This is a genomic window from Synechococcus sp. H55.10, assembly GCF_047502715.1.
Classification (GTDB): Bacteria; Cyanobacteriota; Cyanobacteriia; order Thermostichales; family Thermostichaceae; genus Thermostichus.
Map to the genome: position 1 here is coordinate 1 of NZ_JANSJJ010000049.1, position 25,325 is coordinate 25,325.

Below are 25,325 nucleotides of genomic sequence, written 5' to 3' on the forward strand. Positions count from 1 at the left end.
AGTAGCCAGCAACGGTAAGCACGGTAGCGTTACCCTCAATGACCTGGGCCTCACCCTGAGGATGCGGGGCAAAGCCAAGGACTGGGGGAGGCCTACCACGCTAACTATTGTCTACAAGCCAACTTTACGGCAGTGGTATGCTTCGTTCACTGTAGAGGTAGAAGTACCTCGGTCTAAGTTTGGTTCCCAGTCAGACTTGAAGTATGAGTCCATCGTCGCCTACGATTTGGGCGCCGAGACCGCCATAACCCTATATGACGGGAGTGAGTTCTATGAGGTTGCTAATCCTCGGTTTACGCAGAGGAGTGAGGAGAAAATTCGCAAGGTTGCCAAGCTCAAACGGCGGAAGCGTGCGCCTAGGAAGGGAGTGAAGGCTTCTAGGAGATGGAAGAAAATCAACCGGCTAGAGGCCAAGCTCCAAGCCAAAGTTGCCCGTCAGCGTAAAGACTGGCAACACAAGGTTACCTCAGAGATAGCAAGTCGTTATGACATCGGGGTAACTGAAAAACTCGACGTCAAGGGCATGACCCATAAAGCTAAAGGTAAAGGGAAGAAGCGCAAGGCCGGACTAAACAAGTCTATTTTGTCGGTAGGTTTTGCAACCCTCAACCGGCTGCTGACCTACAAAATTGAGCAGAAGGGCGGTTTGGTCTTGTTTCTTCCCACGCAAACCCTCAAGCCGTCTCAGCGCTGTCCCAAGTGCGGTGCTGTTCACAAGGAGTGGGCAGAGCTAAGTAACCGTTACCATGTCTGTTCTGCCTGTGGGTTTGCGATACCGCGGGACAGGGGAACGGTGATGGTTTTCTACAACGTTGCTACTAATTGGACTCCGTCCCGCTGCCGCGAACAGCAACCGGGGTTGGGAACCCGCCTCGTGAGTCTTGGATGCTTCAGCTCTACTTCAGAGACCCGGTACACGGGATCTATGAAGCAACTGGGGCAGAAGAAGAGACAAAAGCTCTGCTGCCAAGCGGGTGAGGAAACCCCACCCGCCTACGCGGTGGGGTAGTTCATAAATGCTCTGCCCGGCTGTGGAGGGCCTTGCCTGCCGCTTCAGGATTAGCCCGCCGTTACCGATACATCTTCGATGCGCAGAGCCGGAAAGGCCGTGGTGCCGTTGAAAACAGTTACCTCTTGTGAGATGGCGGAGATATTGCGCAAACAATCGTAGAGGTTGCCGGCAATGGTGGTCTCCAGGATGGGGCGCTTCTCGCCACCTTTGACCAAAAAGCCCCCCTTCACCACTCCGGAAAAATCGCCGGTGATCGGGTTGCTGCTGCCGGAAAGCCGCGTGACGATAATGCCCCGCTCCATCGCATACAGCTCAGACAAAGGGGTTGTCCCCGGGGCCACGCTCAGACAGGCCGGCCCCACGCCCGGCAAGCTGCCCGCCCCCCCTGTGGCATGGCCGTTGGAGGGAACGCCGGCAGCCCGGCCTTCGTAGCTGTTGTACATGAAGTTGCAGAGGATCCCTTCGTGGATCAGGGGGGTAATTTGGCGTGGCATCCCCTCGCGGTCGAAGGGCTCGATGGGGTGGCCGGGCAAGCCCAGCCCCTCGGAAACCAAGGTCAACAGGGGGCTGGCGATCAGGGATCCCATCTTCTGCGCCAGCGGGCTTTTGCCCTTGCGCACCGCGTCCGCCCCCAGCACAAAGAGGAGATCTCCCAGAAACTCCTCCACCACATCCGGCGGCAGGACGATGGGGCCGCGAAAACTCTCCCCCTCCCTAGCCCCTAGGGCCCCCACACACTTTTGCACAAAGCGCTCAAAAGCCCGCTCCAGCGCCGGCAGCAGCTCCGCCCGCTTCTGCACACTGTCGCCGTCGTAGGCAAAGCTGCCCACCTCGTCCCCATCGATGGCCATGCCAAACAGGGATCCGCCCGCCTCGACGCTGTGGTAGTTGGCGCGGATGCCGGTGGAAGAAGCAATGGCCACGGTATCCTCTTCCACGCTGAGGGAGCCGCTGTCGATGGTGATGCGGGGATCTTTGGATCGCACCCACTCCACCAGTTGGGATCCCAGTTGCGTCAGCTCGGCAGCATCCAGTTCCAGCAGGCCTGGGTCGAGGGCAAAGGGCACCTGGGGCAGAGGCTGGGGATCCGGCAGGTCGTTGAGGGGATCCGCCGGCGAAGCCTTGGCCATGGCCACCGCCTCAGCCGCTGTCTCGGCCAGCTCTTCCGGGCGGTTGGAAGTGGCAAAGCCCAGCCTGCCGCCGCAGAAAACCCGGATGCCGAACAGGGTCTCGCTGCTGCTGCGGGCCAGGTTGAGGTCATTTTTCTCAAAAGTTACTTCCGTCTCACGGCCTGAGTTGGCAAACACCTCTGCTTGGTCGGCCCCGGCAGCCAAGGCCTTTTGCACACCCTGTTCGCAAAGATCCAGCAGGTTTTCAGGAGCAATGACGGAGCCGGCCATAGAACTTGAGAGCTGCAAGAGAACAGTTCTATTATCGACCCTGCTGCCAAGACCTGCCCCAACAGCAGGGGGCAGATGATCTCAACTGGTCACTTGGGCTTGGGATCCGTTTGCCGGCAGCTTTGCGGATCCCTGGCGCATCAGGGCTGCTCCAGCGGCTGATCCGAGAACAGCAAGGGGGCAATGTTGGCGGCTTGGTTGAGCGGGATCTCGTCGTGGATGGCGTACTGATAAAACTGATCCAGCCGCTGACACAAACCTTCTGGGGTCAAAGCTTGCACATTGGAGCTGATGATGTAACTCTGGGCAGGAGAGGCCCGAAACGCCTGAAAGGCTTTGCGACAAAACGCCTGCTTGGCCTCAGGATCCGCCTGGCGCCACTCCGGCCCTGTGAGTTTGCCAGAGAGTGCCGGCTCAGTTGCCGCCCAAGCGCTGGACGCGACCAGGGGCAGTCCCGTTGCCCAAACCAGCCAGGCCAGGAGGAGCAGCAATACCTGCTGCCAAGAGAACCCAAGCCGTTGCTTGTGCTGCACCATAGGTGGATATGCTGAGGGAAGGAGCTTGGAATGCCGAAGCATCCCTAGCGATCCTATCGCCCTCGGTCTCCCCCATCCAGCCGAGGACAGCCCTGGAGCAAGGTTGGCAAGCAGCTCTATGGCTCGCAGCAAACCCCGCCAAAAACAGCGCTTTCCCCATCTGCTGGGCTCCAAGTGGACTTCTGTCCAGCCTGTGATGGGTTGGCGACATTTTCAGGTCGCTGCCCGCCAAGAGGGGCAAGGGGGGCTGGTGTTTGCCGAGCTGAGGGCCGTCTGCGATCCCCAGGTGCGCCTCTGGGTCAACGCCGCCACCCTCAAAAACCGGGATCTCTGGCAGCCGGGCTGGACGCCGCTGGAAGACGGGATCCCCTGCGGATCTGGCGGATCGTCTCTCTCCAGAGACTCAGGGATCCCCGGATCCCTCTAGCGCTGTATTCTTCTGGCTACAAGACTTTTGAGGAGAAAACGATGCCCAGGTGTGATGTCTGTGGGAAAGAGCTCAGCTACGGCGACTATCAATGGGCCAAGCGCTGTACCAATCCCTACGGGAAATCCCACCTTATCTGCTTCGACTGCTACAGCGGTTCTTCCTGTCCCATCTGCTCCTCCCCTCTCGAGTCGGCAGAATAGAAAGAAGTCGTTCTCAACAGCCGCTTTTCCTCTCCCGGTGAGCCAAGCTCTTGGAAGGAAGTTGGCAAAAGTCTCGCTGGTGTTCCCAAGGGAGCCGCAACAGTGCGCATTGGCCAGGGCTATGACATCCACCGTCTCGTAGAAGGGCGCCCCCTGATCCTAGGCGGGATCCGGATCCCTCATGAAAAGGGTCTGTTGGGCCACAGCGACGCCGACGTGCTCACCCACGCCATCATGGACGCCCTCCTAGGAGCCGCCGCCCTGCGGGACATCGGCTACTACTTTCCCCCGGAAGAGGAGCGCTGGAAAGGGGCAGACAGCATTCTCCTCTTGCAGCAGGTGGTGCAGTTGGTAAGCCAAGAGGGCTGGCGCATTGCCAACGTCGATAGCGTCGTGGTGGCAGAGCAGCCCAAGCTCAAGCCCCACATCCCCGCCATGCAGGCCCGCCTGGCCGAGGCCATGCAACTATCGCCCAAACAAGTAGGCGTGAAGGCCACCACCAACGAAAAACTCGGCCCCGTCGGCCAGGGAGAGGCCATGGCTGCCTTTGCCGTCGCCCTGCTGGTGGAACGCTGAGCCGCCGGCTTGCGGAAAGCACCTGGCCGTTGCCCTGCCCAAGCTGCCAAACTGGCAAGCAATCGCTCCCTCAAAAAACCAATTGGCCCCCATTGTCGTGAAACCCCCTGCCGCCTCGATCCCAGCTCCCCTCTCCCTCTGGGAGAGGGGCCGGGGGTGAGGGCCTCCGGCGGGCCCCCTCAAACTTGCTCGGATACTCAGCAAAGGAAATGGCAGGCCAAAGCAATACCTCAACAGAGCAGCTCAAGAGCAGCCTTTTTGCCCCCCTATTCCTAGGGATCCTCCTTCTCTGGCTTAGCGCCTGTGCTGCCCCCGCCCGCCCGCCCCACCTGATTGCCACCGTCACCTCGGATCCCAAAACCTTCAACACCTATCTGGCCACCGAGAGCTCCAGCCGCGACGCCATCGCCTACCTGGAGGCGGGCCTGGTCACCCTCGATGAAGATACCCTCCTGCCCAAGCCGGAGCTGGCGGAAGGCTGGGAAGTGTCTGAGGACGGCTTGCGCTATGTCTTCACCTTGCGGGAGGGGCTGCGCTGGTCGGACGGGGAGCCCCTGACAGCGGCAGATGTGGACTTTACCTTCAACCGCATCATCTTTGACGAGCGGATCCCGACCTCGGCGCGGGATGTGTTGCGCATCGGCGAGGCGGGGGCGCTGCCCCAGGTGCGGGCCTTGGACGAGCGGCGGGTTGAGTTTGTCCTGCCGGAGCCCTTTGCCCCTTTCCTGTTGCAGGCCGGATCCCCTCTCTTGCCCAAGCACATTCTGCAGCCCACTGTGGAGCAGGTGGACGGCCAGGGCAACCCCCTCTTTCTCCAGACCTGGGGAGTTGACACGCCGGTGCAGGAATTGGTGGGGGCCGGCCCCTACATCTTGCAGGAATATACCCCCGGACAGCGGCTGGTGTACCGTCCCAACCCCTACTACTGGAAAGGGGAAGGGATCCCGCGCATCGAGCGGGTCATCCTGCGCATCGTGGACTCGGAAGATACGGCCCTGTTGCAGTTTCGCTCCGGCGAGACCGACGTGTTTTCGGTGCGAGGCAGAGATTTTCAGCTCCTGAAGCGGGAAGAAGAACGGGATCAGTTCAGGATTTACAATCTCGGCCCCACCCTCAACAACAATTTCTTTGCCTTCAACCTCAGCCGGGCCCGCAACCCCCAAACCGGACGGCCCTTTGTGGATCCCGTCAAAAGCCGCTGGTTCAACGATTTGAACTTCCGCCGGGCGGTGGCCCACGCCCTGAACCGGCAATTTTACGTCGAGAGCGTCCTGCAGGGGCTGGGCGAGATCCAGCACTCGGTCTTCTCCCCCGCCAGCCCCTTTTACCTCAGCCCGGCAGAGGGCCTGCCCACCTACGACTACGATCCCGAAAAGGCGCGGCAACTGCTCTTGGCTGCCGGCTATACCTACGACGCCGAAGGCCACCTACGGGATCCCGACGGCAACCGCGTCCGCTTCAGTCTCATCACCAACGCCGGCAACAACCAGCGGGAGGCCACCGGCGCCCTGATCAAGGCCGACCTGGCACGGATCGGCATCACCGTTGACTTCACCCCCATCGCCTTCAACACGGTGGTGCAGCGCACCGACAGCCGCGACTGGGAAACCTTGTTGCTGGGCTTTGGCGGCGGCGGCACCGAGCCCAACAACGGCTCCAACATCTGGCGCAGCGATGGCCGCCTGCACCTGTTTAACCTGGGGGATCTGCCCGGCAATCCCGCCGAAGGGGTGGAAGTGAGCGATTGGGAGCGGGAGATCGACCGCATCTTTATTGCGGGGGTGCGGGAGCTGGACTTTGAAAAGCGCAAGGCCCTCTACGACCGCTTTCAAGTGATCATCCAGGAACAACTGCCCCAGATCGGCACCTTCAACCCCCTGGTGCTCTCGGCCCTGCGCAACCGCCTGCAAGGGGTGGATCCCCGCCCCATCCTCGGCCCTCTCTGGAACCTGGATCAGCTTTCCATCCAGGACATGCTGCAGGAGCGGTAGCCTACCTCACCGTCAGCTCCACCTCCCCCGTGCTCCTGAGGACGTTGATCCCCACCCCTCCTGCCTGGAGATACAGGCCGATGTCCAGGGATCCCCGCCCCACCTGGATGTTCTCAAGAGTTACATGGGGCAGCCACAGGGGCAGGGTGGGCTGGGTGAGGCGCACCTGTTGGGCCAGCCCGTCGATCTCCAGGCCTAGGCAGGCCTGCAGCAGCAGGAACACGCTGGCCGCCGCCCAGGACTGGGGCAGACAGGCCACCGGGTAGAGGGTGGGGCCTTCCCGCTGGCGCCGGCGAAAGCCACAGAACAGCTCCGGCAGCCGCCGCAGCTCCAGAAACTGGCTGGCATCGAACAAGGCCGTCAACACCTGGGCCGCCGCCGCCTTGTGGCCATAGCGGGAGAGTCCGGCTGCAATCAGGGCGTTGTCGTGGGGCCAGATGGAGCCGTTGTGGTAAGACATGGGGTTGTAGCGCCCTTCCCCTTCTGCCAGCGTGCGGATGCCCCAGCCGCTGAAAAAAGCCGGCTCCAAAAGTTGCCGCGCGATGCGCTCGGCATGCTGCGGGTGGGCGATCCCAGAAAACAGGCAGTGGCCCATGTTGGAGCTGCGCACGCGGCAGGGCTGCTTGCGCCCGTCCAAAGCCAGGACATAGCCGCCCAGCTCCTCGCACCAAAACTGCTCCCAAAACCGCTGCTGCAGTTTCTGGGCCTGCTGCCGCAGTTGCGCTGCTTGCTCGTGCCGCCCCAACAGCTCCGCCATCTCCGCCGCCAACAGCTTGGCCTCGTAGGCGTAGCCCTGCACCTCGCACAGGGCTATGGGTGGCTCGGCCAGGGATCCGTCGGCATAGAAGATGGCATCTTCCGAGTCTTTCCAGCCCTGGTTGCGCAGGCCCCGCCGCGCCTTACCGGCATACTCCAAAAAGCCGTCGCCGTCGGGATCCCCGTAGGTGTCCATCCAGTGGAGAGCTGCCTCGATATTCGGCCACAACTGCCGCAACAGCTCGAGATCCCCACTGCGGCGCACATAGCGCCCTGCTAGCACCACAAACAAAGGAGTGGCGTCGATGCTGCCGAAATAATTGCCAAAGGGGATCTCGCGCGTCTTGGCCATCTCGCTGTAGCGCTGCTCGTGCAGGATCTTGCCCGGCTCAGCATCGCGGCTGGGATCCACCTCCTGAGCCTGGTGGGCTGCTAGGTACAGCAACACCCCCCGGGCCAAGTCGGGGAACCACCAGAGGGTGGCCAAGGCGGTAATTAGCGCGTCGCGGCCAAAGACCGTGGCAAACCAAGGCACCCCGGCGTGGGGATAGAGCCCATAGGGGGTGCGGGCCAGCATCATCACCAGGTCGTCCCGCGAGGCGTTGAGCCACTCGTTAAACTGGGCGTTGCCAGTATCGATGCGGTGGGCCAGAGAGCGCAACACGGCCCGCTGCTCCCGCTCCGCCTGCAGCGCCTCCTGGTAGCTCAAGAGCGGGATCTCCTCGCCGCCATAGCTGCAGACGACCCTCACCTCTAAGTCCCGCTCCTCCTGCGGCGCCAGCGGCACCCACCACTGCGCCAGCTTTTCCGAAACCACGTCCGGCGCAGGAGAAAACAAGATCCGGGTTTGCCGCTCCACCCCGTCCAGGCCGTGGTAGCACAAGGTTACCCCTTCTGAGCTCACCTGGGCTGGCAGCAGTTGTCCCCGCTTTGTCCGCCGGATGCCGCGAATCTCAAACATATCGGCAAAATCGGCCTCAAAGCGCAGGGTAAGCGGCACCCGAAACGGCTCCGAGCCGTAGTTGTGGATGCGAATCCGCTCGTAGGCCACGTTGTTCCACAAAAAAGTAGTCCGCAGAACATGCAGAGTATCTTGACCGATAAACTGCCCCTTCGAGGTGGTGAACTCGGGGTTGGTCAGATCCACCGCCAGAATATCCTTGTCTTCCCGCACCTCTGAGCTGAGCAGCAAAAACTGTTTCCCCTGCAAATCCAAGACCAGCCGTGACAAGAAGCGGGTATCGTCGCGAAACAGGCCGTGATCCCGGATGCCTAGGGGGCGCATGTTGCCCAAGCGGTCAAAAATAGCAAAGCAGTTGTCCTGCTTGAGGACATGGGGACGCGCCTCCACCATGGAAGCGCTGGCGCGGATGTAATACTGATCCTGAATCTGGATGATGTCTTCGGCCATCTGCGTCTTCCCACCCAACCAAAGGAGCAAAACAGTAGCCCCCAGATAGCCCCAGCTTTACCTAGGCAGGGTTGACAGGCCGGGGGTGGCTTTCTTCGAGCGCTCCTGCCGTTCGTTCACCAATTGGTTGTAAAGAGCCTCGTACTCCGACACCATCCTCTCAACGCTAAACCGCTCCTCAAACACCTGCCGCACCCCAGCTCGGTCAAGGGATCCCACCTTTTCTACTGCCTCCACTGCCTCCTCCACCGAGTCCACAATAAAGCCGGAGCGGCGGTCGGCCATCACTTCTGGCACCGAGCCAAAGCGAGTGGCAATCACCGGCGTGCCACAGGCCATCGCTTCAATCATTACCAGCCCAAAGGGTTCCGGCCAGCGGATGGGAAACAGCACCGCATAGGCCTTGCCCAAGAACTCGCTCTTCTCTTGCTCGGTGATTTCCCCCACGATCTCCACATTGGGGTGGCGGCTGGCCAAAGGCTTAATCTCTAACTCATAGTACTGGCGATCCACGGCGTCAATCTTGATAGCAGCTTTCAGCGGCATCCCCGCCCGCGCGGCAATTTCAATGGCCGTGTCCAGCCCTTTCTCCGGCGAGACCCGGCCCAGAAAAGCCAGGTAATCTCCCTTTTCTGGATAGAAACGGTGCAGATTCAGGGGCAAACCATGATAGACCGTCCCCACCCAGCGCGCCTGGGGCAGGGGCCGCCGCTGGGCATTGGAGATGGAGACCACTGGGATGTCCTGAAACTCGGTGTAGAGAGGCTGCAGCTCCGGAATGTCCAGCCGCCCGTGCAGGGTGGCCAAAAAAGAAACTTGGGGATGGCGGCGGGCCAGGGCGTAGGGGTAGTAGTCAATGTGGCCGTGGATGATGTCAAACTCATCGGCCATCTGAAAGGCTTTCTCTACCATCAGGATGTGGGGCGCCACCGTGTCGATGGCCGTGGGATCCAAGCGCAAAGCCCGCTCCCGAAAAGGGATCAGGCGAGCTTGGGTTTGGGAGTCGCCGCTGGCAAATAGGGTCACCTCGTGCCCGCGCCGCACCAGCTCTTCGGTTAGCCAGGACACCACTCGCTCGGTGCCGCCGTAGAGCTTGGGGGGCACGCTCTCATGCAAAGGGGCAATCTGAGCAATGCGCATAGCCATCCTCCGCACTCAATCTTGACGTTAACCGTTTAGGGCTGCCTGCCGGGCTGAGGTCAACGGTATTTCCAGGCGCTGACCGTAGGAGCACCGGTTGCCCAGAGCAAACTTCAGAGCCAAATCAAGGGCAGGCTCCAGCTTCTATCCTATCCAGACAAGCCTGTTGGATGGGTTCCCCAGAAAGGGCTATTGCCGGGAACCGCACTGCCGGTGCGAATGAGCCACGTTCGGTTGCTGCTGCCATGGGGGCAGGCATAATGGGAAGACGCCATCTTGCCTGCGGTGGTTCTCCGTTGTGAGGGTTTGCCCACATCCATTCATGCTGGAGCACGACATTGTCATCGTTGGCGGGGGGCTGGCCGGTTGCCGGGCGGCTTTGGAGGCCATGCGGCGGGATCCCGGCCTCGACCTGGCCTTGGTATCCAAAACCCATCCGATTCGCAGCCACTCGGTAGCAGCGCAGGGGGGCATTGCCGCTGCCCTGCAAAATGTCGATCCGCGAGATTCCTGGGAAGCCCATGCCTTCGATACCGTCAAGGGATCCGATTATCTGGCGGATCAGGATGCGGTGGAGATTCTGGCCCGAGAAGCCCCTGAGGTGATTATCGATCTGGAGCACTTGGGGGTTTTGTTCTCCCGCCTGCCGGATGGCCGCATTGCCCAGCGGGCCTTTGGGGGACACAGCCACCCGCGCACCTGTTATGCCGCCGACAAAACCGGGCACGCCATTTTGCACGAGTTGGTGAGCAACCTCCAGCGTTTTGGGGTCAAGCTCTACAGCGAATGGTATGTGCTGGAGCTCATTCTGGAAGAAAACCAGGTCAAGGGAGTGGTGATGCTGGAGCTGGCCAGCGGACGGCTGGAGGTGGTGCGGGCCAAGGCAGTCATGTTGGCCACGGGCGGCTATGGGCGCATCTACAACTCCACCTCCAACGACTTTGCCTCGACCGGCGACGGCATGGCGATGGTGGCGCGGGCCGGCCTGCCTCTGCAGGATATGGAGTTTGTGCAGTTTCATCCCACGGGCCTGTATCCGGTGGGGGTGTTGATCTCGGAGGCGGTGCGCGGGGAGGGGGCTTATCTGATCAACGGGAAAGGAGAGCGCTTTATGGCTGCCTATGCCCCCAGCCAGATGGAGTTGGCCCCCCGGGATATCACGTCGCGGGCGATTGTTACGGAGGTGCGGGCCGGACGCGGGATCGACGGAAAAGATTTTGTCTATTTGGATCTGCGGCATCTGGGGGCAGAAACCATTCACATGCGGCTGCCCTTTTGTTGGGAGGAGGCCCATCGCCACCTGGGCATCGATGCGGTTGTGGATCCCATTCCGGTGCGACCGACGGTGCACTACTGCATGGGCGGGATCCCGGTGACGGTGGATGGGCAGGTGCTGCGGGATGCCCATACCCGCGTGGAAGGGCTGTTTGCTGCCGGTGAAACGGCCTGTGTTTCGGTGCATGGGGCCAACCGGCTGGGCAGCAACTCTCTTCTGGAGTGCGTGGTCTTCGGGCGGCGCACAGGGGCAGCTATGGTAGAAGCCGTCAGGGGGCGAGCCTTGCCGAAGTTGGACGAGGGATCCCTGCTCAACCAGGCCGCCGAGCGGATCGCCAGGCTGCTGGAGCGATCCGGGGCAAGCCGCATTGATCAGGTGCGGCGGCAGTTTCAAGATTGCATGACCGAGCATTGTGGGGTCTATCGCAGCGAATCGGTTCTTCAAGAAGGGATCCAAAAATGGCACCGGATCCGCCGGCGTTACGAGCAGGATTTGCGCCTGGACGATCGGGGCAGCGTGTGGAACACCGAGCTCATCGAAGCCCTGGAGCTGGACAACCTCATGACGGTGGGGGCCTTGATCCTCGCCAGCGCTCTGGAACGGCGGGAAAGTCGCGGCTCCCACGCGCGGGAAGACTATCCCCAGCGGGATGATCAACGGTTTTTACAGCACACCTTGGCCGCTTTTCGCGAGGGATCCCCCCAGATCAGCTATCGTCCCGTGGTGATCACCCGCTTTCTTCCTCAGGAGCGGAAATACTAACTTTCCAGAGGTATCCCAAGCCGATTAGGATCGCCCCATCGAGTTTTTCCACGGCTATACCTACTCCGGCCACCCGGTTGCCAGTGCCGCCGGCTTGGCCACCCTGAACCTGTATCAAGAAGAAGGCTTGTTGGAGCGGGCCGCCAGCCTCGCCCCCCTCTGGGAAGAAGCTCTCCATTCTCTGCGGGGCTTGCCCCATGTCATCGATGTGCGCAACCTCGGCTTGGTGGGGGCCATTGAATTGGAAGGGATCCCTGGCCGACCGACAGCGCAGGCTTTTGAAGCTTTCTTACGCTGCTACGAACGGGGCGTGCTGATCCGCACCACAGGTGATACCATCGCCCTTTCCCCACCTTTGATCATCGAGGAAACCCACATTGAACGCTTGGTCGCCACCTTGAGGCAAGTCCTTCAAGAGCTGCCCTAGGGAGTTGGGGCGCTCCTTTGGTTGGCCGTCGGCGTTGGCGAAGGGCTGGGAGTAGGACTGGGGCTAGGCGAAGGCGATACCGAGGGAAAGGGATTGGGGGTGCCGGCTGGCGTTGGTGAAGGGGAAGGGCTGGGCGCAGGCAACACCCGCAGAGGAGCCTTGGCGGAGGCGATGCGGCCTTGGGTATCCGCCACCATCGCCGTCACTTCATACTCCCCGGTGGGAGCAGAAGCGGGAATGGTAATGGGGATGGTGCCAATGCAGGTTTTGCTGTTGGCCTGACAGCCGACGGCAGCGGCGGTGAAATCAAACGTCAGCGTGAGAGGGTTCCGCCGGATTTCCACCCGGAAGCTGATGCCAGCTCCCAAACCCGCAGGAGTTGTCACGGCCACCAAGACATTAAAAGGAACCGTCTGTCGCGCGTCCGCCAGCGATACCACGGCAATCGAAGGTGGCTCCGCCGAGAAGGATGCGGTGGGGGAAGGACTGGGGAACGGATTCAAGAGTGGAGTGGGGGTCGGGGTGAGCAGAGGCGTCGGGACGGGAGTGAGCGTCGGGAGGGGACTGGGGACGAGAAAAGGCGTGGGCGTCGGTGCCACAACCGTTACCGGCACAGGAGTAATGGTAACCGAGGGTTGCTCGCGGCCATCTTCTTGGCAGGCCACCAGTGACAACGACACAAAAGCGGCTACACTGGCTTTCATCGCAGAGATTGCCAACATCCAGCTCTGACGGAACCTAGGGGGCTGCTGTTTCATGGGCTTTGGCTCCTCACAACACAAGCTTGGGGGTTTGTTAGGAAAACCGAGTCTCGGCAGCGTTCAACTCAAAAACCCGCACCGTCCTGCTCCCTCAACCGCGAAAGCAGAGTCTCGCAAGTGCTCCTAACACTATAGATAGAGCCTCAATTTTTTGCAAACACTATGGGTGTCACCAATCGCATGGGATCCGCCTTGGCGGTGAGATCTCAAGAGCGCTCGGGTTAGACTGATAAGTGCCACAGCAAGAGGGGATCCATGGCAGCAAAGGTGGAAGCAGAACCATCGCCAGCTCAGGAAGGGCCCAAAGAGGCCTGCGGCGTGTTCGGCATTTTGGCCCCCGGCGAGGAGGTGGCCAAGCTGACCTACTTTGGGCTGTTTGCCCTGCAGCACCGCGGCCAGGAATCGGCGGGGATTGCCACCTTTGAGGGGGCCTTTTGCCGAGTCCACAAGGCAATGGGGCTGGTTTCCCAAGTGTTTGACGAGGTGAACTTAGGCCAGCTCAGCGGCGATCTGGCAGTAGGCCACACCCGCTACTCCACTACGGGATCCAGCCGCATGGCCAACGCCCAGCCGGTGATTGTGGAAACCCGCTTGGGGCCGCTGGCTTTGGCTCACAATGGGAACTTGGTCAATGCCGAAGAGCTACGGCGTGAACTGGAAGCTGCCGAGTGCCACCTCACCGGTAGCACCGACTCGGAATGTATTGCCCACACCATTGCCCAGGCAGTGAACCAAGGTCAAGACTGGGTGGGAGCCACCTGTCAAGCCTTGCGCCGCTGCCGCGGGGCTTTCAGTCTGGTTATCGGCACGCCAGAGGGTCTGATTGGGGCGCGGGATCCCTACGGCGTGCGTCCGCTGGTGTTGGGGCTTTTGAGCAGCAACCCCGCCAGACAGGAGCTGCTGCAACCGCAGAGGCTGGGGATCCTCTGCAGCGACGGCACGCTCAACCACCCAGAAGCCCAGCCACTGCACTACGTGTTGGCTTCGGAAACCTGTGCTTTGGATATCATTGGAGCGGATTATCTGCGCCAGGTGGAGCCGGGGGAGCTGGTGTGGATTGACCGTCAAGGGCTGCAATCGCTGCGCTGGGCCGAGGCCACCCCCAAACTGTGCATCTTTGAGATGATCTACTTTGCCCGCCCCGACAGTTGCATGCACGGGGAGAGCCTCTACTCCTACCGGGTGCGGCTGGGAGAACAACTGGCCAAAGAAGCTCCGGCAGAGGCCGACTGGGTGATCTCGGTGCCCGACTCCGGCACACCGGCAGCCATTGGCTATGCCCGCCAACTGGGGATCCCCTACACGGAAGGGCTGATTAAAAACCGCTACGTGGGCCGCACCTTTATTCAGCCCACCCAGTCGATGCGGGAGCGGGGCATTCGCATGAAGCTCAACCCCCTCGAAGACGTGCTGCGGGGGCAGCGGATTGTGATTGTAGACGACTCGATTGTGCGGGGCACCACCAGCCAGAAAATCGTCAAAGCCCTGCGCCAGGCAGGAGCTACGGAGGTCCACATGCGCATCTCCAGCCCCCCCGTTACCCATCCCTGCTTCTACGGCATTGACACCGACAGCCAAGACCAGCTCATTGCCGCCAAGTATTCGGTAGCAGAAATTGCCGAGAAAATCGGGGTGGACTCATTGGCCTACTTGAGCTGGGAAGGCATGCTGGCCGCCACAGGTCGGGATCCCAATTCCTTTTGCTCGGCTTGCTTTACCGGCCACTACCCCATCCCCATTCCTGAGGGGCTGAAGCGCTCCAAGCTGGCTTTGGAAACGGTAGCCAGCCGCAAAGATCGCTAGCAAGGTTGCCCACCAGGATCCCCGTTAGACTGGGAGAAGAGGCTTTGAAAAATTACACTATGGGCTTGCGTCTACACCAAATAGGGGATCCCATCCTGACGCAGGTGGCTGAGCCGGTCGCCGAGTTTGGGACGCCGGCTTTGCAAAGCCTAATTGAAGAGATGCTCGCCACTTTGAAAGAGGCGCAAGGGGTGGGTCTGGCCGCCCCTCAGGTGGGATCCCCTCTCCAGATCCTCATCGTGGCTTCCCGTCCCAACCCTCGCTATCCCGATGCACCCCAGATGGAGCCCCTGGTCATGATTAACCCCCGTCCCTTGGCCTTGAGTGACGAGCAGGTGTTGGGGTGGGAGGGCTGCTTGAGCGTGCCCAACTGCCGCGGCTTGGTGGCCCGTGCCCGCGAGGTGGAGGTGGAGTATTACACCCCTGCGGGATCGCGGCAGCAGGTGGTCTGGCGGGACTTTCCGGCCCGCATCTTCCAGCACGAATACGATCACCTCTTGGGCCGGTTGTTCCTGGATCGGCAGCCGCAGCAACTGCTTTCCGAGGCCGACTACCAAGCCCGGATTTTGGCCCAGCCCCCTGCCTGAGGATCCCTATGCCCTACCTGGTCATCTACGACGGCCTGTGCAACCTTTGCGCCAATGGGGTCAAGCTTTTAGAGCAACTGGATCGCGGCCAGCAGTTTCGCTACGCCCCCATGCAAGACACGGCCACCCTGGCCCAATGGGGGATCCCACCCGAGCAGATGGAACTGGGGATGATCCTGATCGACCTGGAGCAGCCAGAGCGCCGCTGGCAGGGATCCGACGCCGTCGAACACATTGCCGCCCTCTTGCCCAGCGGATCCCTGTGGCTGGCCCTCTACCGCAACCTCCCCGGCCTTAAGCTTTTGGGAGACTGGGGCTACGCCCAGATCCGGGATCACCGCTACGAGTGGTTTGGCCGCCGCGACACCCTTTATCTACCTGCTGCCTGCGAGCGTTGCCGGGATCCCTTGGCCCAGACCGACTGAGGCATGGGTAGCTGAAACGGTTCGTTATGTTGTTACTGCTACGCAACGCAGTCGCGAACGCACCGGCAGCGCGGAGTGCCTAGAGAACGTCTTAATCGAGTTTGAAATAACCATCAATTCAATTGTCTGGCACAAGGGATCCCTTTTCCAGGTTTGAACTCCTCTTCTCAAGCTTGGCATGCTTGAAATGTTCTAGACAATCTTAAGACTCGATTAAGACTGACTTCCTGCGGAGAACCCCTCAAGTTTGACTTGAGACCTCTCCAGGGTCAAGGTAAAAATAGAGACGAAGCTAGCCAACAGGGGGTGGGCCGTGGCTACAAGAGACTGTGGACAGGCTGAAGCTGAGGGAGTTGCCGGTGGTTCAGAAGCCGTTCAGTTAGTTCCTAGAAGGGGGGATCTCGTTAGCGGAAATGGAGCTATGGGAAGTTTTGGCGAAAGAAGCAGAAAGCTTTTTCTACAGACAATGCTACAACCCCTGGATTGGGAAGTGCAGTTTGCGGTTTGGAAAACCCTACTGAACTCTGGCATCCCTCAACTGGTGCAAGTAGCAAAAAGATATCCCGTTCCCCTACGTCCAGTTGGAAACCCTGAAGAGAGATATCGAGCCGGCGAGCGGGACTTTCGCTGGGCAGATCTGAGGGGGGGCAACCTCAGCCGGCTAGATCTAAGGGGGCTCGACTTAAGCGGGGCCAGTTTAGTTCGGGCAAGGCTGAGCCAGGTCAATCTAAGCCACACCAGCCTGATTGGAGCCAACCTCAGCCAGGCAGACCTCAGCGGCGCAGATCTGAGAGGAGCCAACTTAAAGGGAGCTAACCTGATGGGGGCCAATCTCATTGGCGCCAACTTGCAAGGAGCTAATCTGGCAGACGCCAACCTGAAGTGGGTCGTCATTTCCCCCGAAACTCAAATTGACCGCAAGTGGCGGCTGGTCTGGGAAATTGTCAACGGCCACGCTCAGGGGAAAAACCTAGCTCAGGCGGACTTGAGCGGGGCAGACCTGGATTGGGCTGACCTGAGGGGGGCCAACTTGGCGCAAGCAGACCTAAGGGGGGCAAGGCTTGTCGGTGCTAACTTGCAGGAAGCCGACCTCCAGGGAGCCGACCTCCGGTGGGCCAGCTTGGAGGGAGCCAACCTCAGTCGGGCCGATTTGGGCGCAGCTTGCCTGCAACTGGCCAGCCTGCGGGGAGCTATCCTTTCCCCTGAAACCCAAATAAACCGCAAGTGGCGGCTGGTCTGGGAAATTGTCAACGGCCACGCTCAGGGAAAAAACCTAGCTCAGGCGGACTTGAGCGGGGCAAACTTGAGCTGGGCAAATCTGAGCGGGATCAGGCTCCCTGGCGTGAGCTTGGTGGGAGCCGACCTGAGCGGGGCCAACCTCTGCGGCGTAGACCTACAGTGGGCAGAGTTGAGCAAAGCCAATCTAAGCCAGGCGGATCTGAGGGGGGCCAACTTAAACCAAGCGGATCTCAGCGGGGCAGACCTAAGCGGTGCCAACCTCAGTGGAAGCAGCTTGATCAAGGCCGAACTAGCCCAGGCCAAACTTGTGGGGGCCAAGTTGACGCAAGCCAACCTCGTCGGAGCCAAGCTGAGACGGGCTAAACTCAACGGCGCGGATCTAAGGGGGGCCAGCCTCATCGGGGCCGACCTCAGCGAAGCCAAACTGGGCAAGACAGACCTGAACTTGCCTAGCTTGAGATGGACGGTGATTTCTGGAGAGGCCAGCTCGGAGAGTAGCTGGTGGTTCATGATTTTCCATGCTGGCGCCCATTCGCAGGAGCTGAGCCAAACAGACTTGAGAGGGGCGGACTTGAGAAAGGCCAACCTCAGCCGGGCAGACCTCAGCGGGGTAAGGCTCAGTGGAGCTAACCTAAGCCAGGCTTATTTGATTGGGGCAGATCTAAGCGAGGCCAGCCTAGATGAAGCCAATCTAAAGAGGGCCAAGCTGGGCGAGGCCAACCTAACCCACGCCGATCTCAGTGGAGCCAAGCTGAGTAGGGCCTATCTGGCCGGAGCCAACCTCAGCGGTGCCGACCTGAGGGGGGCAGATCTGGAGCTGGCCAGTCTGCAGCGGGTGATCCTTTCTCCTGCAACCCAGATCGAGGCCAAGTGGCGTCTGGTGTGGGAGATCGTCAACGGTCAAGCCTCCAAGAGAAACTTGAGTGGGGTTGACCTGAGCGGCGCTAACTTGAATTGGGCCAAGCTCAACGGGGTGCAACTGGTCGGGGCAAACCTAAGTGGAGCCAGCCTCATTGGAGCGGATCTAGGAGGATCCAACCTCAGCCAAGCCAATCTGAGGAAGGCCAATTTGAGCTACGCCAACTTGGAGGGATCCAACCTAGACAATGCCATCCTAGAAGGCGCAAAACTTGATTTTCAGTGGCAGTGGATCTGGCTCTCCCTTTGGTTCAAAGGTTTGGCAACCATCTGGTTTGGTTACCCCAGTACCCCTCAACTACCTCCTCCTGCTACGTCGGATCCCAATCGGCATCTCCCAGCCGAGAAGCCCAAGGAGAAGTGAACACTTCTGTTCTTTGGCTAGGGCCACGCAGGTTTGTATCCTAGCAAACACTTTTTAATCCAAGAGAGCTGCTTTAGGATAGAGGCGTGGCCTTGCTGTGGCGGGATTCTGGAGATTTTTGGATGAAGCCTGCTTTAAAAAGTAAGGAGACTTTGAAGCAGCCTTTGCTGAGCTAAGGGCTTTGGCAGGGGATAGTGCGAAGATAGAGATGACCCAAGTGCTCCTCGGTCAAAAAACAAAGGGCACCCATAGCCAGGTGAGGTGAAGCAAGAAAGACTCTAACTTTAGGAGGAGAGAATGTCGCACTTCACGTACATCCAAACTCAGTTTAAGAACCGAGAGGCTTTGATAAAGGCTCTAAACGATGTTGGCTACTCTCACATAGAAGAGGGATCCGACCTTCCTCTATATGGCTACCTAGGCGATAGGCGACCTCAGACGGCAGACATTGTTATCCGAAGAAAGTACTTAAGTGCTGCTAGCAACGATATTGGCTTTAAGTGGAAGGGCGATCACTACGAGGCAATAATCTCTGAATATGACCGCCAGGTCTTTCCCGACTTTATCCCCAAAATTCAGCGCAGGTATGCTTATCACGCCGTCCTTGCAACGGCAGCGGAGAAGGGGTTTACCGTAGAGTCGGAATCTGTGGACGAAAAAGGGCAAGTCAGAATTGTATTGGGACGTTGGGCCTGAGGAGGAATCGTGGCGGAATATCAACAGGTTGAATACATCATCGACAAAGATGGCAACGTGATTGAGCGCGTGCTTAATGTCAAAGGCAAGGGCTGCCTTGACCTAACTGAGGAAATAGAAAGGGCATTGGGCACAGTTCAAAAAAGGGAGCTGTTGCCTGAATATGACCAGGCCCCAGTCATAGAACAAAATGTCCAGCGTCAGGTAGAGCGTTTATGAATGCCCCAAACCCCTTTCTGGATCCCCTGTCTGGTTTAACCAAAGGGATCCAAAAGACTCTGGCTAGGATTCCATTTTGGAGTCGTAACTCTGATGAAATGAAAAGTCATGATACGAAAAGTCATGATACCCTGCTGCGCAATCTCATGCAGGCTGCCGGTATCTCAACCTGGCGAGAGCTTCGACAAAAGGCCAAACTGAGTCGAGGAGCCCTAAATGCCCTGAGAACTGGCCAGGCCGAAAAGCTGAAGTTAGCCGATCTCAATCGAGCGGCCAGCATTTTGCAAGTGCCCTTGCCGAGCCTTATTCAAGATTTCAGCGGAATCGAGCTAGTTCAAGATTTCAGCGGAATCGAGCTAGCATTGGAGCCTGCAGAAACGGCTCAGGAAGTGCAGCGGCTGCACAAACAGCTAGAACAGCAGGAAGGGCAATTGCGCCATCAAATCCGCGCCGAACTAGTGGAAAAGCTCAAGCCTCTTTTGATGCAATACCCCACCCTGCAGCAGGTTGTGCAGAGGCGACCGGATTACCCTGCCCAGCAAGTCTTGGCTTTGCTGACCTGTCTGGGCAATTTGTTGGAAGACTGGCAGTTGGAAACCATTGGCCAGGTGTGGCAACAGGTGGCCTATGACCCAGAAAGCCACCAGGCAGATGAGGAGGATATCCAGGCGGGCGAGCCGGTCTACGTTCGCTTTGTGGGCTATCGACTTAGGGATCAAGTTTTAGTTCGAGCCAAAGTCAGTCGCACTCTACCTTCCCTGGCAGCATGACGACGTTGACTATTGATTTTGGCACTTCCAATACGGTGGTCTGTGCCTATCAAAATCGAAAGCCCATTGTGATCGACATACCAGGGATCACCCACCGCTACGACGGCAGCCCGCCTCTAATTCCCTCGGTTCTCTTTGTCGGCCAAAACCAGCAATTTTTGATTGGGGCACCTGCCCAAGCCAAACGGGATCCCAAGCGCCTATTCAAAGGCTTTAAGCGGGATCTCTCTCAACAATTCCAGCCGGCCCCAACCTATGTGGATGGACAGGCCTACACAGCCCAAGAGGCCACGCGGATCTTTCTGCAGCAGCTTCTTGCCAAACTCAAGGCGGAGGGCTGGCAGCCCGATAAGGTGATCTTGACCGTGCCGGTGGGAGCCTACGAGGCCTATTTGCACAACCTGCAAGAGGTGTTTGGCTCCCTAGGGATCCAACAGGTTGTGTTCCTCGACGAGTCCACCGCGGCTGCTTTGGGCTACGGGGTGCAGGAACCGGGATCCCTGATTTTGGTGGTTGATTTGGGGGGCGGAACTCTCGACCTCTCTTTGGTCAAAATCTTGAAGCCAAAGCAGGGCACTGCTTACCGAGCTGAGGTCATTGCCAAAACTGACCGGGCCTATGGCTGTGGCGGCGTCGATATCGATATCTGGATTGCCGAATGGCTGCTGGAGCAGTTGGGCCGCAAGCGACAGCAGGTTCCGGCCAGCAGCTTCCAGGTTCTGTGCGAGGTTGCCGAGCGGCTCAAGATCCGCCTCTCCAGCCATTCTCAGGCCAGCGAGGCCTGGCTGGATGAAGACTCCTTTGAGACCCACACTTTAATGCTTCAGCGCGAACAACTCCAGGAGCTGTTGGAAGAGCGCGGCCTGCTGACGCGGCTAAGAGAAGCCATCGATGAGGTCATCGAGAAAGCCCACAACAAAGGGATCTCTAAACGAGATATCCACCAGGTGGTGTTGGTGGGTGGCACCAGCCTCATTCCAGGGGTACAGCATCAGGTCATTAGCCTCTTTGGCCGCGACAAGGTTAAGTACCACAAGCCGTTTGAGGCAGTGGCCCACGGCGCTCTGGCCTTCACCCAGTTTGCCCGCCTTCAAGATCATCTCCGCCATACCTACGCCCTGCGGCTCTGGAATCCCTATTTGCAGGCGCCCGACTTTTTCCCTCTCTTTAAGAGCGGCACGGCCTATCCTGCCACGGTGGAACTGCCTCCCTTGCAGGCCAACGCCAATGGACAAAGCCACATCAACCTGGTGGTTGGTGAGATGGCCGAGGAAGGGGCAACCGAAGTTGTTTACGGTCCCGACGGTCGGATGCAGATTCGCAACAGCAGCGCAGCTTCTAGCTTTCGTCCCCTTGGGAGCCACAAGCAGCTTTCCATTCCTCTCAAGCCCCCAGGGCAGGTAGGAGTGGATCGTTTGCAGGTCACCTTTGCCGTCGATGCTGGGCGAACTTTGCGGGTAACGGTAGTAGATTTGCAAACTCAAAAGACCCTTATGCAGCAGCAGGTGGTTGGGAGGTTAACTTGAGGTTAGGGATGGCGGAAAACTTTGATCCCGTTCTGGGTGGGCAGCAACTGGCTGGCTCCGATCCAGTCATGGGAGGCTTGGTAGCCGTTGAGCAAGCCCTAGACAGTCCGGATCCCAAGGTGAGAATCCAAGCAATCAAGGGTGCTCTGAAGTACGGATCCAGAGGGGCCGAGCTTGTTATCCAGGCCATGCGAAATGATCCCAACTGGGAGGTGCAGTTTGCGGCTTGGGAGACGCTGCTGGAAGCGGAGGATCCGCAGCACGTGCAGGTGGCAAAGGCCCATCGCCTTCCCCTCCGACAGCTTGGAGATGTCCGAGCAAGGTATGAAGCGGGAGAGCGAGATTTCCGCTGGGCCAAGCTAAGCAGAGCTGACCTGAGCCAGGCCAAGCTGAGCGGGGCCAACCTGAGCGGGGCCAGTCTGAGCAGGGCCAACCTGAGCGGGGCCAGTCTGAGCAGGGCTGACCTGAGCCAGGCCAAGCTGAGTGGGGCCGACCTGAGCAGGGCTGACCTGAGCCAGGCCAAGCTGAGCAGGGCCAACCTGAACCAGGCCAAGCTGAGCGGGGCCAACCTAAGTGGAGCCAACCTGAGCGGGGCGGACCTGAGCGGGGCCAACTTGAGCGGGGCCGACCTGAGCCAGGCTAACTTGATCTTGGCCAAGCTGAGCAGGGCCAACCTGAATCAAGCCAAGCTGAGCAGGGCCAACCTGAGCCAGGCTAAGCTGAGCAGGGCCGACCTGAGCAGGGCCGACCTGAGCTGGGCCGACCTGAGCGGGGCTGACCTGAGGGGAGTGAATCTTCAGGGATCCAAGTTGTTCTGGGCCAGGTTGAGGGGATCCCTGCTCTCTGCCGAGACGCAGATGGATCCCAAGTGGCGGCTGGTCTGGGAAATTGTCAACGGTCAGGCGAATGTCAAGAACCTGAGCAGGGCCAACCTGAGTGAAGCCAACCTGAGCGAGGCCGACCTGAGCGGGGCCGACCTGAGCGGGGCCAACCTGAGCAGGGCCAACCTGAGTGAAGCCAACCTGAGCAGGGCCAACCTGAGCAGGGCTGACCTGAGCGAGGCCGAGCTGTGGCAAGCCAACCTGAGCGAGGCCAGGCTGTGGCAAGCCAACCTGAGCGAGGCCAGGCTGTGGCGAGCCAACCTGAGTGGGGCCGAGCTGAGGGGAGCAAAACTGGACGGCACGGATCTGAGAGGAGCAAACCTGAGGGACGCAAAACTGAGTTTTGGGTGGGGATGGTTCAAAGACCTAACAGGCACCATCCTTCCTGATGGGCAAGTTCACTCCTAACTTTTCTCTCAGCGCCAAGTACTGGCTAAACCAGGGAGGCAAGCGGTGGCGGAAACCTTTGATCCTGTTCTGGGTGGGCAGCAATTGGCCGGCTCCGATCCGGTCATGGGAGGCTTGGTAGCCGTTGAGCAAGCCCTAGACAGTCCGGATCCCAAGGTGAGAATCCAAGCAATCAAGGGTGCTCTGAAGTACGGATCCAGAGGGGCCGAGCTTGTTATCCAGGCCATGCGAAATGATCCCAACTGGGAGGTGCAGTTTGCGGCTTGGGAGACGCTGCTGGAAGCGGAGGATCCGCAGCACGTGCAGGTGGCAAGGTCCTATCGCCTTCCCCTCCGACAGGTTGGAGATGTCCGAGCAAGGTATGAAGCGGGAGAGCGAGATTTCCGCTGGGCCCAGCTAAGCAGGGCTGACCTGAGCGGGGCCAACCTGAGCGGGGCGGACCTGAGCAGGGCTAACTTGATCTCGGCCAAGCTGAGCGGGGCCAACCTGAACCAAGCCAAGCTGAGCGGGGCCGACCTGAGCGGGGCCAAGCTGTGGCAAGCCAACCTGAGCAGGGCTGACCTGAGCAGGGCCAACCTGAACTGGGCCGACCTGAGCGGGGCGAACCTGAGGGGAGTGAATCTTCAGGGATCCGACTTGCACCGGGCCACGTTGAAGGGGACTCTGGTCTCTGCCGAGACGCAGATGGATCCCAAGTGGCGGCTGGTCTGGGAAATTGTCAACGGTCAGGCGAATGCCAAGAACCTGAGCGGGGCCGACCTGAGTGGAGCCGACCTGAGCGGGGCCGACCTGAGCGGGGCCAACCTGAGCGGGACCAACCTGAGCGGGGCCAACCTGAGCGAGGCCAAGCTGTGGCAAGCCAACCTGAGTGGGGCCGACCTGTGGCAAGCCAACCTGAGTGGGGCCGAGCTAAGGGAAGCAAACCTGGACGGCACGGATCTGAGAGGAGCAAACCTAAAGGGCGCAAAACTAAGTCCCGGCTGGAATCGATTTGTCGACTTGAGCAGGGCCATCCTCCCCGACGGAACCATCCATCCCTAGCCGGATCCCTTTGCTAGACTACCTACAGCTAGCAGCTAGATCCATGAGTTCCTTAGATCTCGCCTTTGCCAGCAATCACCAAGACATTCTCACGCTGCTGGACTTGGTGGTTCGCGCTCGCTACCCTTTGATCTACCTGGTTACTCCCGAAGAAGCCCCAGCAGAGGAGCTGCTACAAGTTCTGGCCGATTCTCTCAAACCCAAGCGCAAACTCCTAATCTGGGATATCGTCTCTGGCTGGTCAGACAACGGCCAAAACAAAGGTCAATTGATGCCTGCTCTGGGCCGCATCGGCGCTATCAAAGAGGACGAGGCGGTTATTTGTGTTCTCAAGGATCTAAACCCTACCCTGAGAAATCCAGAACGCTCAGATAACTATCCCGTTATCCGCTACCTAAAAACCCTGGCCAGAGAGAGCCGCCACAGCCGCAAGTCCATCATCCTCCTAGGCCAAGAAGCCGTTGTCCCTGCCGAGCTGCGCGAGGAAATTGTAGTCTATGATTTTCCCCTGCCCAGCATCGACGAAATTGAGCGGATCGTTACCCGCGCGATCCCTGCCCGTCAACTGGAGCTAAGCGGCCCAGCGCGGGAACAACTGGTTCGAGCCTGTCAAGGGCTGACCCGGCAGCGCATTGAGCGGATCCTGGCCCGCGCCCTAGCCGCCAAAGGCAAGGTCAGCGAGGGCGATATTGACCTGGTTCTGGAAGAGAAAAAGCAATACATCCGCCAGACGGAAATCCTGGAGTTTTACAACCCCTCCGAGACCCTGCAAAATGTCGGCGGCCTGGAAAACCTCAAAGCCTGGATTCGCCAGCGCCGCAACAGCTTTAGTGCCCAGGCCCGCGACTATGGCTTGCCCAGCCCCAAGGGCATTTTGCTGGCCGGGATCCAGGGCACCGGCAAGTCCCTCTGTGCCAAAACCATAGCCCGCGAGTGGCGCATGCCCTTGCTCCGGCTGGATGTGGGGCGACTCTTCGGCGGGATCGTCGGCGAAAGTGAAAGCCGCGTGCGCCAGATGATCCAAATTGCCGAAGCTATGGCCCCCTGTGTTTTGTGGATTGATGAGTTGGATAAGGCCTTTGGCGGCGTCAACAGCGAGTTTTCAGGAGATTCGGGCACCAGCAAGCGGGTCTTCGGCAGCCTAATTACCTGGATGCAGGAAAAAACCAAACCCGTTTTTATTGTTGCCACCGCCAATAATGTCCGCATCTTGCCGGCTGAGTTGCTGCGCAAAGGCCGGTTTGATGAGATTTTCTTTGTCAATTTGCCCAACCAACGGGAGCGGGAGGAAATCTTCCAAGTCCACATCCAGCGGCTGCGGCCCAACCGCTTGCGGGATTTCTCCTACCCTGAGCTGGCCATGGCCAGCGAAGATTTCAGCGGGGCAGAAATTGAACAGACCATCTACGATGCCATGCACATGGCCTTCAACCAGGATCCACCCCGCGAGTTTACCCAGGAGGACGTCCTCAGCGCCATTCGCCAAACCGTTCCTCTGGCCGCCATCGCCCGCGACCAGATTCAGGACTTAAAGGCATGGGCTGCCGAGTCCGGGGCGCGCACAGCCTCCCAAGACCAACAGCTTGTGCAGGAGCTGCGAACGCTGGTGCAAAAAAGAGGGCTGGGCCCCATCGAAGTCGACAGCCCCTCTTCGTTTTCCCCCTCCTAAGTTCTCAGTCCTGGTCTTCTGGCGGGATGTAGCAGCCCTACCAAAACCATTAGCTCCCCAGGGATCCAACAGACAGCGGCTGCTTTGGGCTACGGGATCCC

22 protein-coding genes are annotated in these 25,325 nt (G+C 59.6%); 17 read left to right on the plus strand and 5 right to left on the minus strand.

The features are described 5' to 3' along the window. Positions 1-1,009, plus strand: a 1,009-nt coding sequence (locus NW858_RS04315; RefSeq protein ID WP_414519950.1) for an RNA-guided endonuclease InsQ/TnpB family protein, incomplete at its 5' end; no start/stop codon positions are given. Positions 1,010-1,059: 50 nt separating this feature from the next. Here the strand turns inward: NW858_RS04315 and NW858_RS04320 are convergent. Next, on the minus strand, positions 1,060-2,412 hold the full coding sequence (locus tag NW858_RS04320; RefSeq protein ID WP_414519952.1) for a TldD/PmbA family protein: 1,353 nt from the start codon (positions 2,410-2,412) through the stop codon (positions 1,060-1,062). 140 nt (positions 2,413-2,552) lie between these two features. Then, complete coding sequence (locus NW858_RS04325; protein ID WP_414334649.1) at positions 2,553-2,948, minus strand: hypothetical protein; 396 nt, start codon at positions 2,946-2,948, stop codon at positions 2,553-2,555. Positions 2,949-3,066: 118 nt separating this feature from the next. Between NW858_RS04325 and NW858_RS04330 the strand changes: the two genes are divergently transcribed. From NW858_RS04330 to NW858_RS04340, 3 genes are all read left to right on the plus strand, one after another. Beyond that, complete coding sequence (locus NW858_RS04330; protein ID WP_414334651.1) at positions 3,067-3,375, plus strand: TIGR02450 family Trp-rich protein; 309 nt, start codon at positions 3,067-3,069, stop codon at positions 3,373-3,375. Positions 3,376-3,680: 305 nt separating this feature from the next. After that, positions 3,681-4,154, plus strand: a complete 474-nt coding sequence (ispF, locus tag NW858_RS04335; RefSeq protein ID WP_414519955.1) for a 2-C-methyl-D-erythritol 2,4-cyclodiphosphate synthase — start codon at positions 3,681-3,683, stop codon at positions 4,152-4,154. Positions 4,155-4,363: 209 nt separating this feature from the next. Further along, positions 4,364-6,145: an ABC transporter substrate-binding protein gene (locus NW858_RS04340; RefSeq protein ID WP_414334655.1), complete on the plus strand. Its 1,782-nt coding sequence runs from the start codon at positions 4,364-4,366 to the stop codon at positions 6,143-6,145. A 1-nt stretch (position 6,146) separates the two neighbouring features. Here NW858_RS04340 and NW858_RS04345 read toward each other — a convergent pair whose 3' ends face one another. Both NW858_RS04345 and NW858_RS04350 read right to left on the minus strand, forming a co-directional pair. Continuing rightward, on the minus strand, positions 6,147-8,312 hold the full coding sequence (locus NW858_RS04345) for a glycogen debranching N-terminal domain-containing protein (RefSeq protein ID WP_414519957.1): 2,166 nt from the start codon (positions 8,310-8,312) through the stop codon (positions 6,147-6,149). A 57-nt stretch (positions 8,313-8,369) separates the two neighbouring features. Continuing rightward, positions 8,370-9,452 (minus strand): glycosyltransferase family 4 protein, encoded by a 1,083-nt coding sequence (locus NW858_RS04350; RefSeq protein ID WP_414334659.1) that lies wholly within the window; start codon positions 9,450-9,452, stop codon positions 8,370-8,372. A gap of 322 nt (positions 9,453-9,774) precedes the next feature. Between NW858_RS04350 and NW858_RS04355 the strand changes: the two genes are divergently transcribed. After that, complete coding sequence (locus NW858_RS04355; RefSeq protein WP_414338417.1) at positions 9,775-11,490, plus strand: succinate dehydrogenase/fumarate reductase flavoprotein subunit; 1,716 nt, start codon at positions 9,775-9,777, stop codon at positions 11,488-11,490. 94 nt (positions 11,491-11,584) lie between these two features. Continuing rightward, on the plus strand, positions 11,585-11,917 hold the full coding sequence (locus tag NW858_RS04360) for an aminotransferase class III-fold pyridoxal phosphate-dependent enzyme (protein ID WP_414334662.1): 333 nt from the start codon (positions 11,585-11,587) through the stop codon (positions 11,915-11,917). Here the strand turns inward: NW858_RS04360 and NW858_RS04365 are convergent. Next, complete coding sequence (locus NW858_RS04365) at positions 11,914-12,639, minus strand: hypothetical protein (protein WP_414352308.1); 726 nt, start codon at positions 12,637-12,639, stop codon at positions 11,914-11,916. The two genes, NW858_RS04360 and NW858_RS04365, sit on opposite strands and share 4 nt — an antisense overlap. Positions 12,640-12,933: 294 nt before the next feature. Here NW858_RS04365 and purF point away from each other — a divergent pair, with 294 nt between their 5' ends. From purF to NW858_RS04420, 11 genes are all read left to right on the plus strand, one after another. Further along, the gene (purF, locus tag NW858_RS04370; RefSeq protein ID WP_414519959.1) at positions 12,934-14,481 is read left to right on the plus strand and encodes an amidophosphoribosyltransferase; all 1,548 of its coding nucleotides are present in this window, start codon (positions 12,934-12,936) and stop codon (positions 14,479-14,481) included. Positions 14,482-14,525: 44 nt separating this feature from the next. Then, positions 14,526-15,068 carry a peptide deformylase gene (gene def / locus NW858_RS04375; protein WP_414334668.1) on the plus strand — a complete coding sequence of 181 codons (543 nt, stop codon included), beginning with the start codon at positions 14,526-14,528 and terminating at the stop codon, positions 15,066-15,068. 8 nt (positions 15,069-15,076) lie between these two features. Beyond that, entirely contained in the window at positions 15,077-15,493 is a 417-nt protein-coding gene (locus tag NW858_RS04380) for a thiol-disulfide oxidoreductase DCC family protein (RefSeq protein WP_414334670.1), read from the plus strand. 490 nt (positions 15,494-15,983) lie between these two features. Further along, the gene (locus NW858_RS04385; protein WP_414519962.1) at positions 15,984-18,014 is read left to right on the plus strand and encodes a pentapeptide repeat-containing protein; all 2,031 of its coding nucleotides are present in this window, start codon (positions 15,984-15,986) and stop codon (positions 18,012-18,014) included. 297 nt (positions 18,015-18,311) lie between these two features. Then, positions 18,312-18,710, plus strand: coding sequence for a DUF1257 domain-containing protein (locus NW858_RS04390; RefSeq protein WP_414415241.1), 399 nt, complete (start codon positions 18,312-18,314; stop codon positions 18,708-18,710). Positions 18,711-18,719: 9 nt separating this feature from the next. Next, a complete protein-coding gene (locus tag NW858_RS04395; RefSeq protein WP_414362279.1) occupies positions 18,720-18,929 on the plus strand; it encodes a DUF2997 domain-containing protein in 210 nt (69 codons plus the stop codon). Between the two features lie 146 nt (positions 18,930-19,075). Continuing rightward, on the plus strand, positions 19,076-19,699 hold the full coding sequence (locus tag NW858_RS04400) for a hypothetical protein (RefSeq protein WP_414519965.1): 624 nt from the start codon (positions 19,076-19,078) through the stop codon (positions 19,697-19,699). Further along, positions 19,696-21,225: an Hsp70 family protein gene (locus NW858_RS04405; RefSeq protein WP_414519967.1), complete on the plus strand. Its 1,530-nt coding sequence runs from the start codon at positions 19,696-19,698 to the stop codon at positions 21,223-21,225. The genes NW858_RS04400 and NW858_RS04405 overlap by 4 nt, the downstream gene beginning before the upstream one ends. An 8-nt stretch (positions 21,226-21,233) precedes the next feature. Next, positions 21,234-22,514, plus strand: coding sequence for a pentapeptide repeat-containing protein (locus tag NW858_RS04410; RefSeq protein ID WP_414519969.1), 1,281 nt, complete (start codon positions 21,234-21,236; stop codon positions 22,512-22,514). A 45-nt stretch (positions 22,515-22,559) separates the two neighbouring features. Beyond that, positions 22,560-23,555, plus strand: coding sequence for a pentapeptide repeat-containing protein (locus NW858_RS04415; RefSeq protein WP_414519971.1), 996 nt, complete (start codon positions 22,560-22,562; stop codon positions 23,553-23,555). Positions 23,556-23,598: 43 nt separating this feature from the next. Further along, positions 23,599-25,224, plus strand: coding sequence for an AAA family ATPase (locus tag NW858_RS04420; protein ID WP_414509932.1), 1,626 nt, complete (start codon positions 23,599-23,601; stop codon positions 25,222-25,224). Positions 25,225-25,325 lie beyond the last annotated feature (101 nt).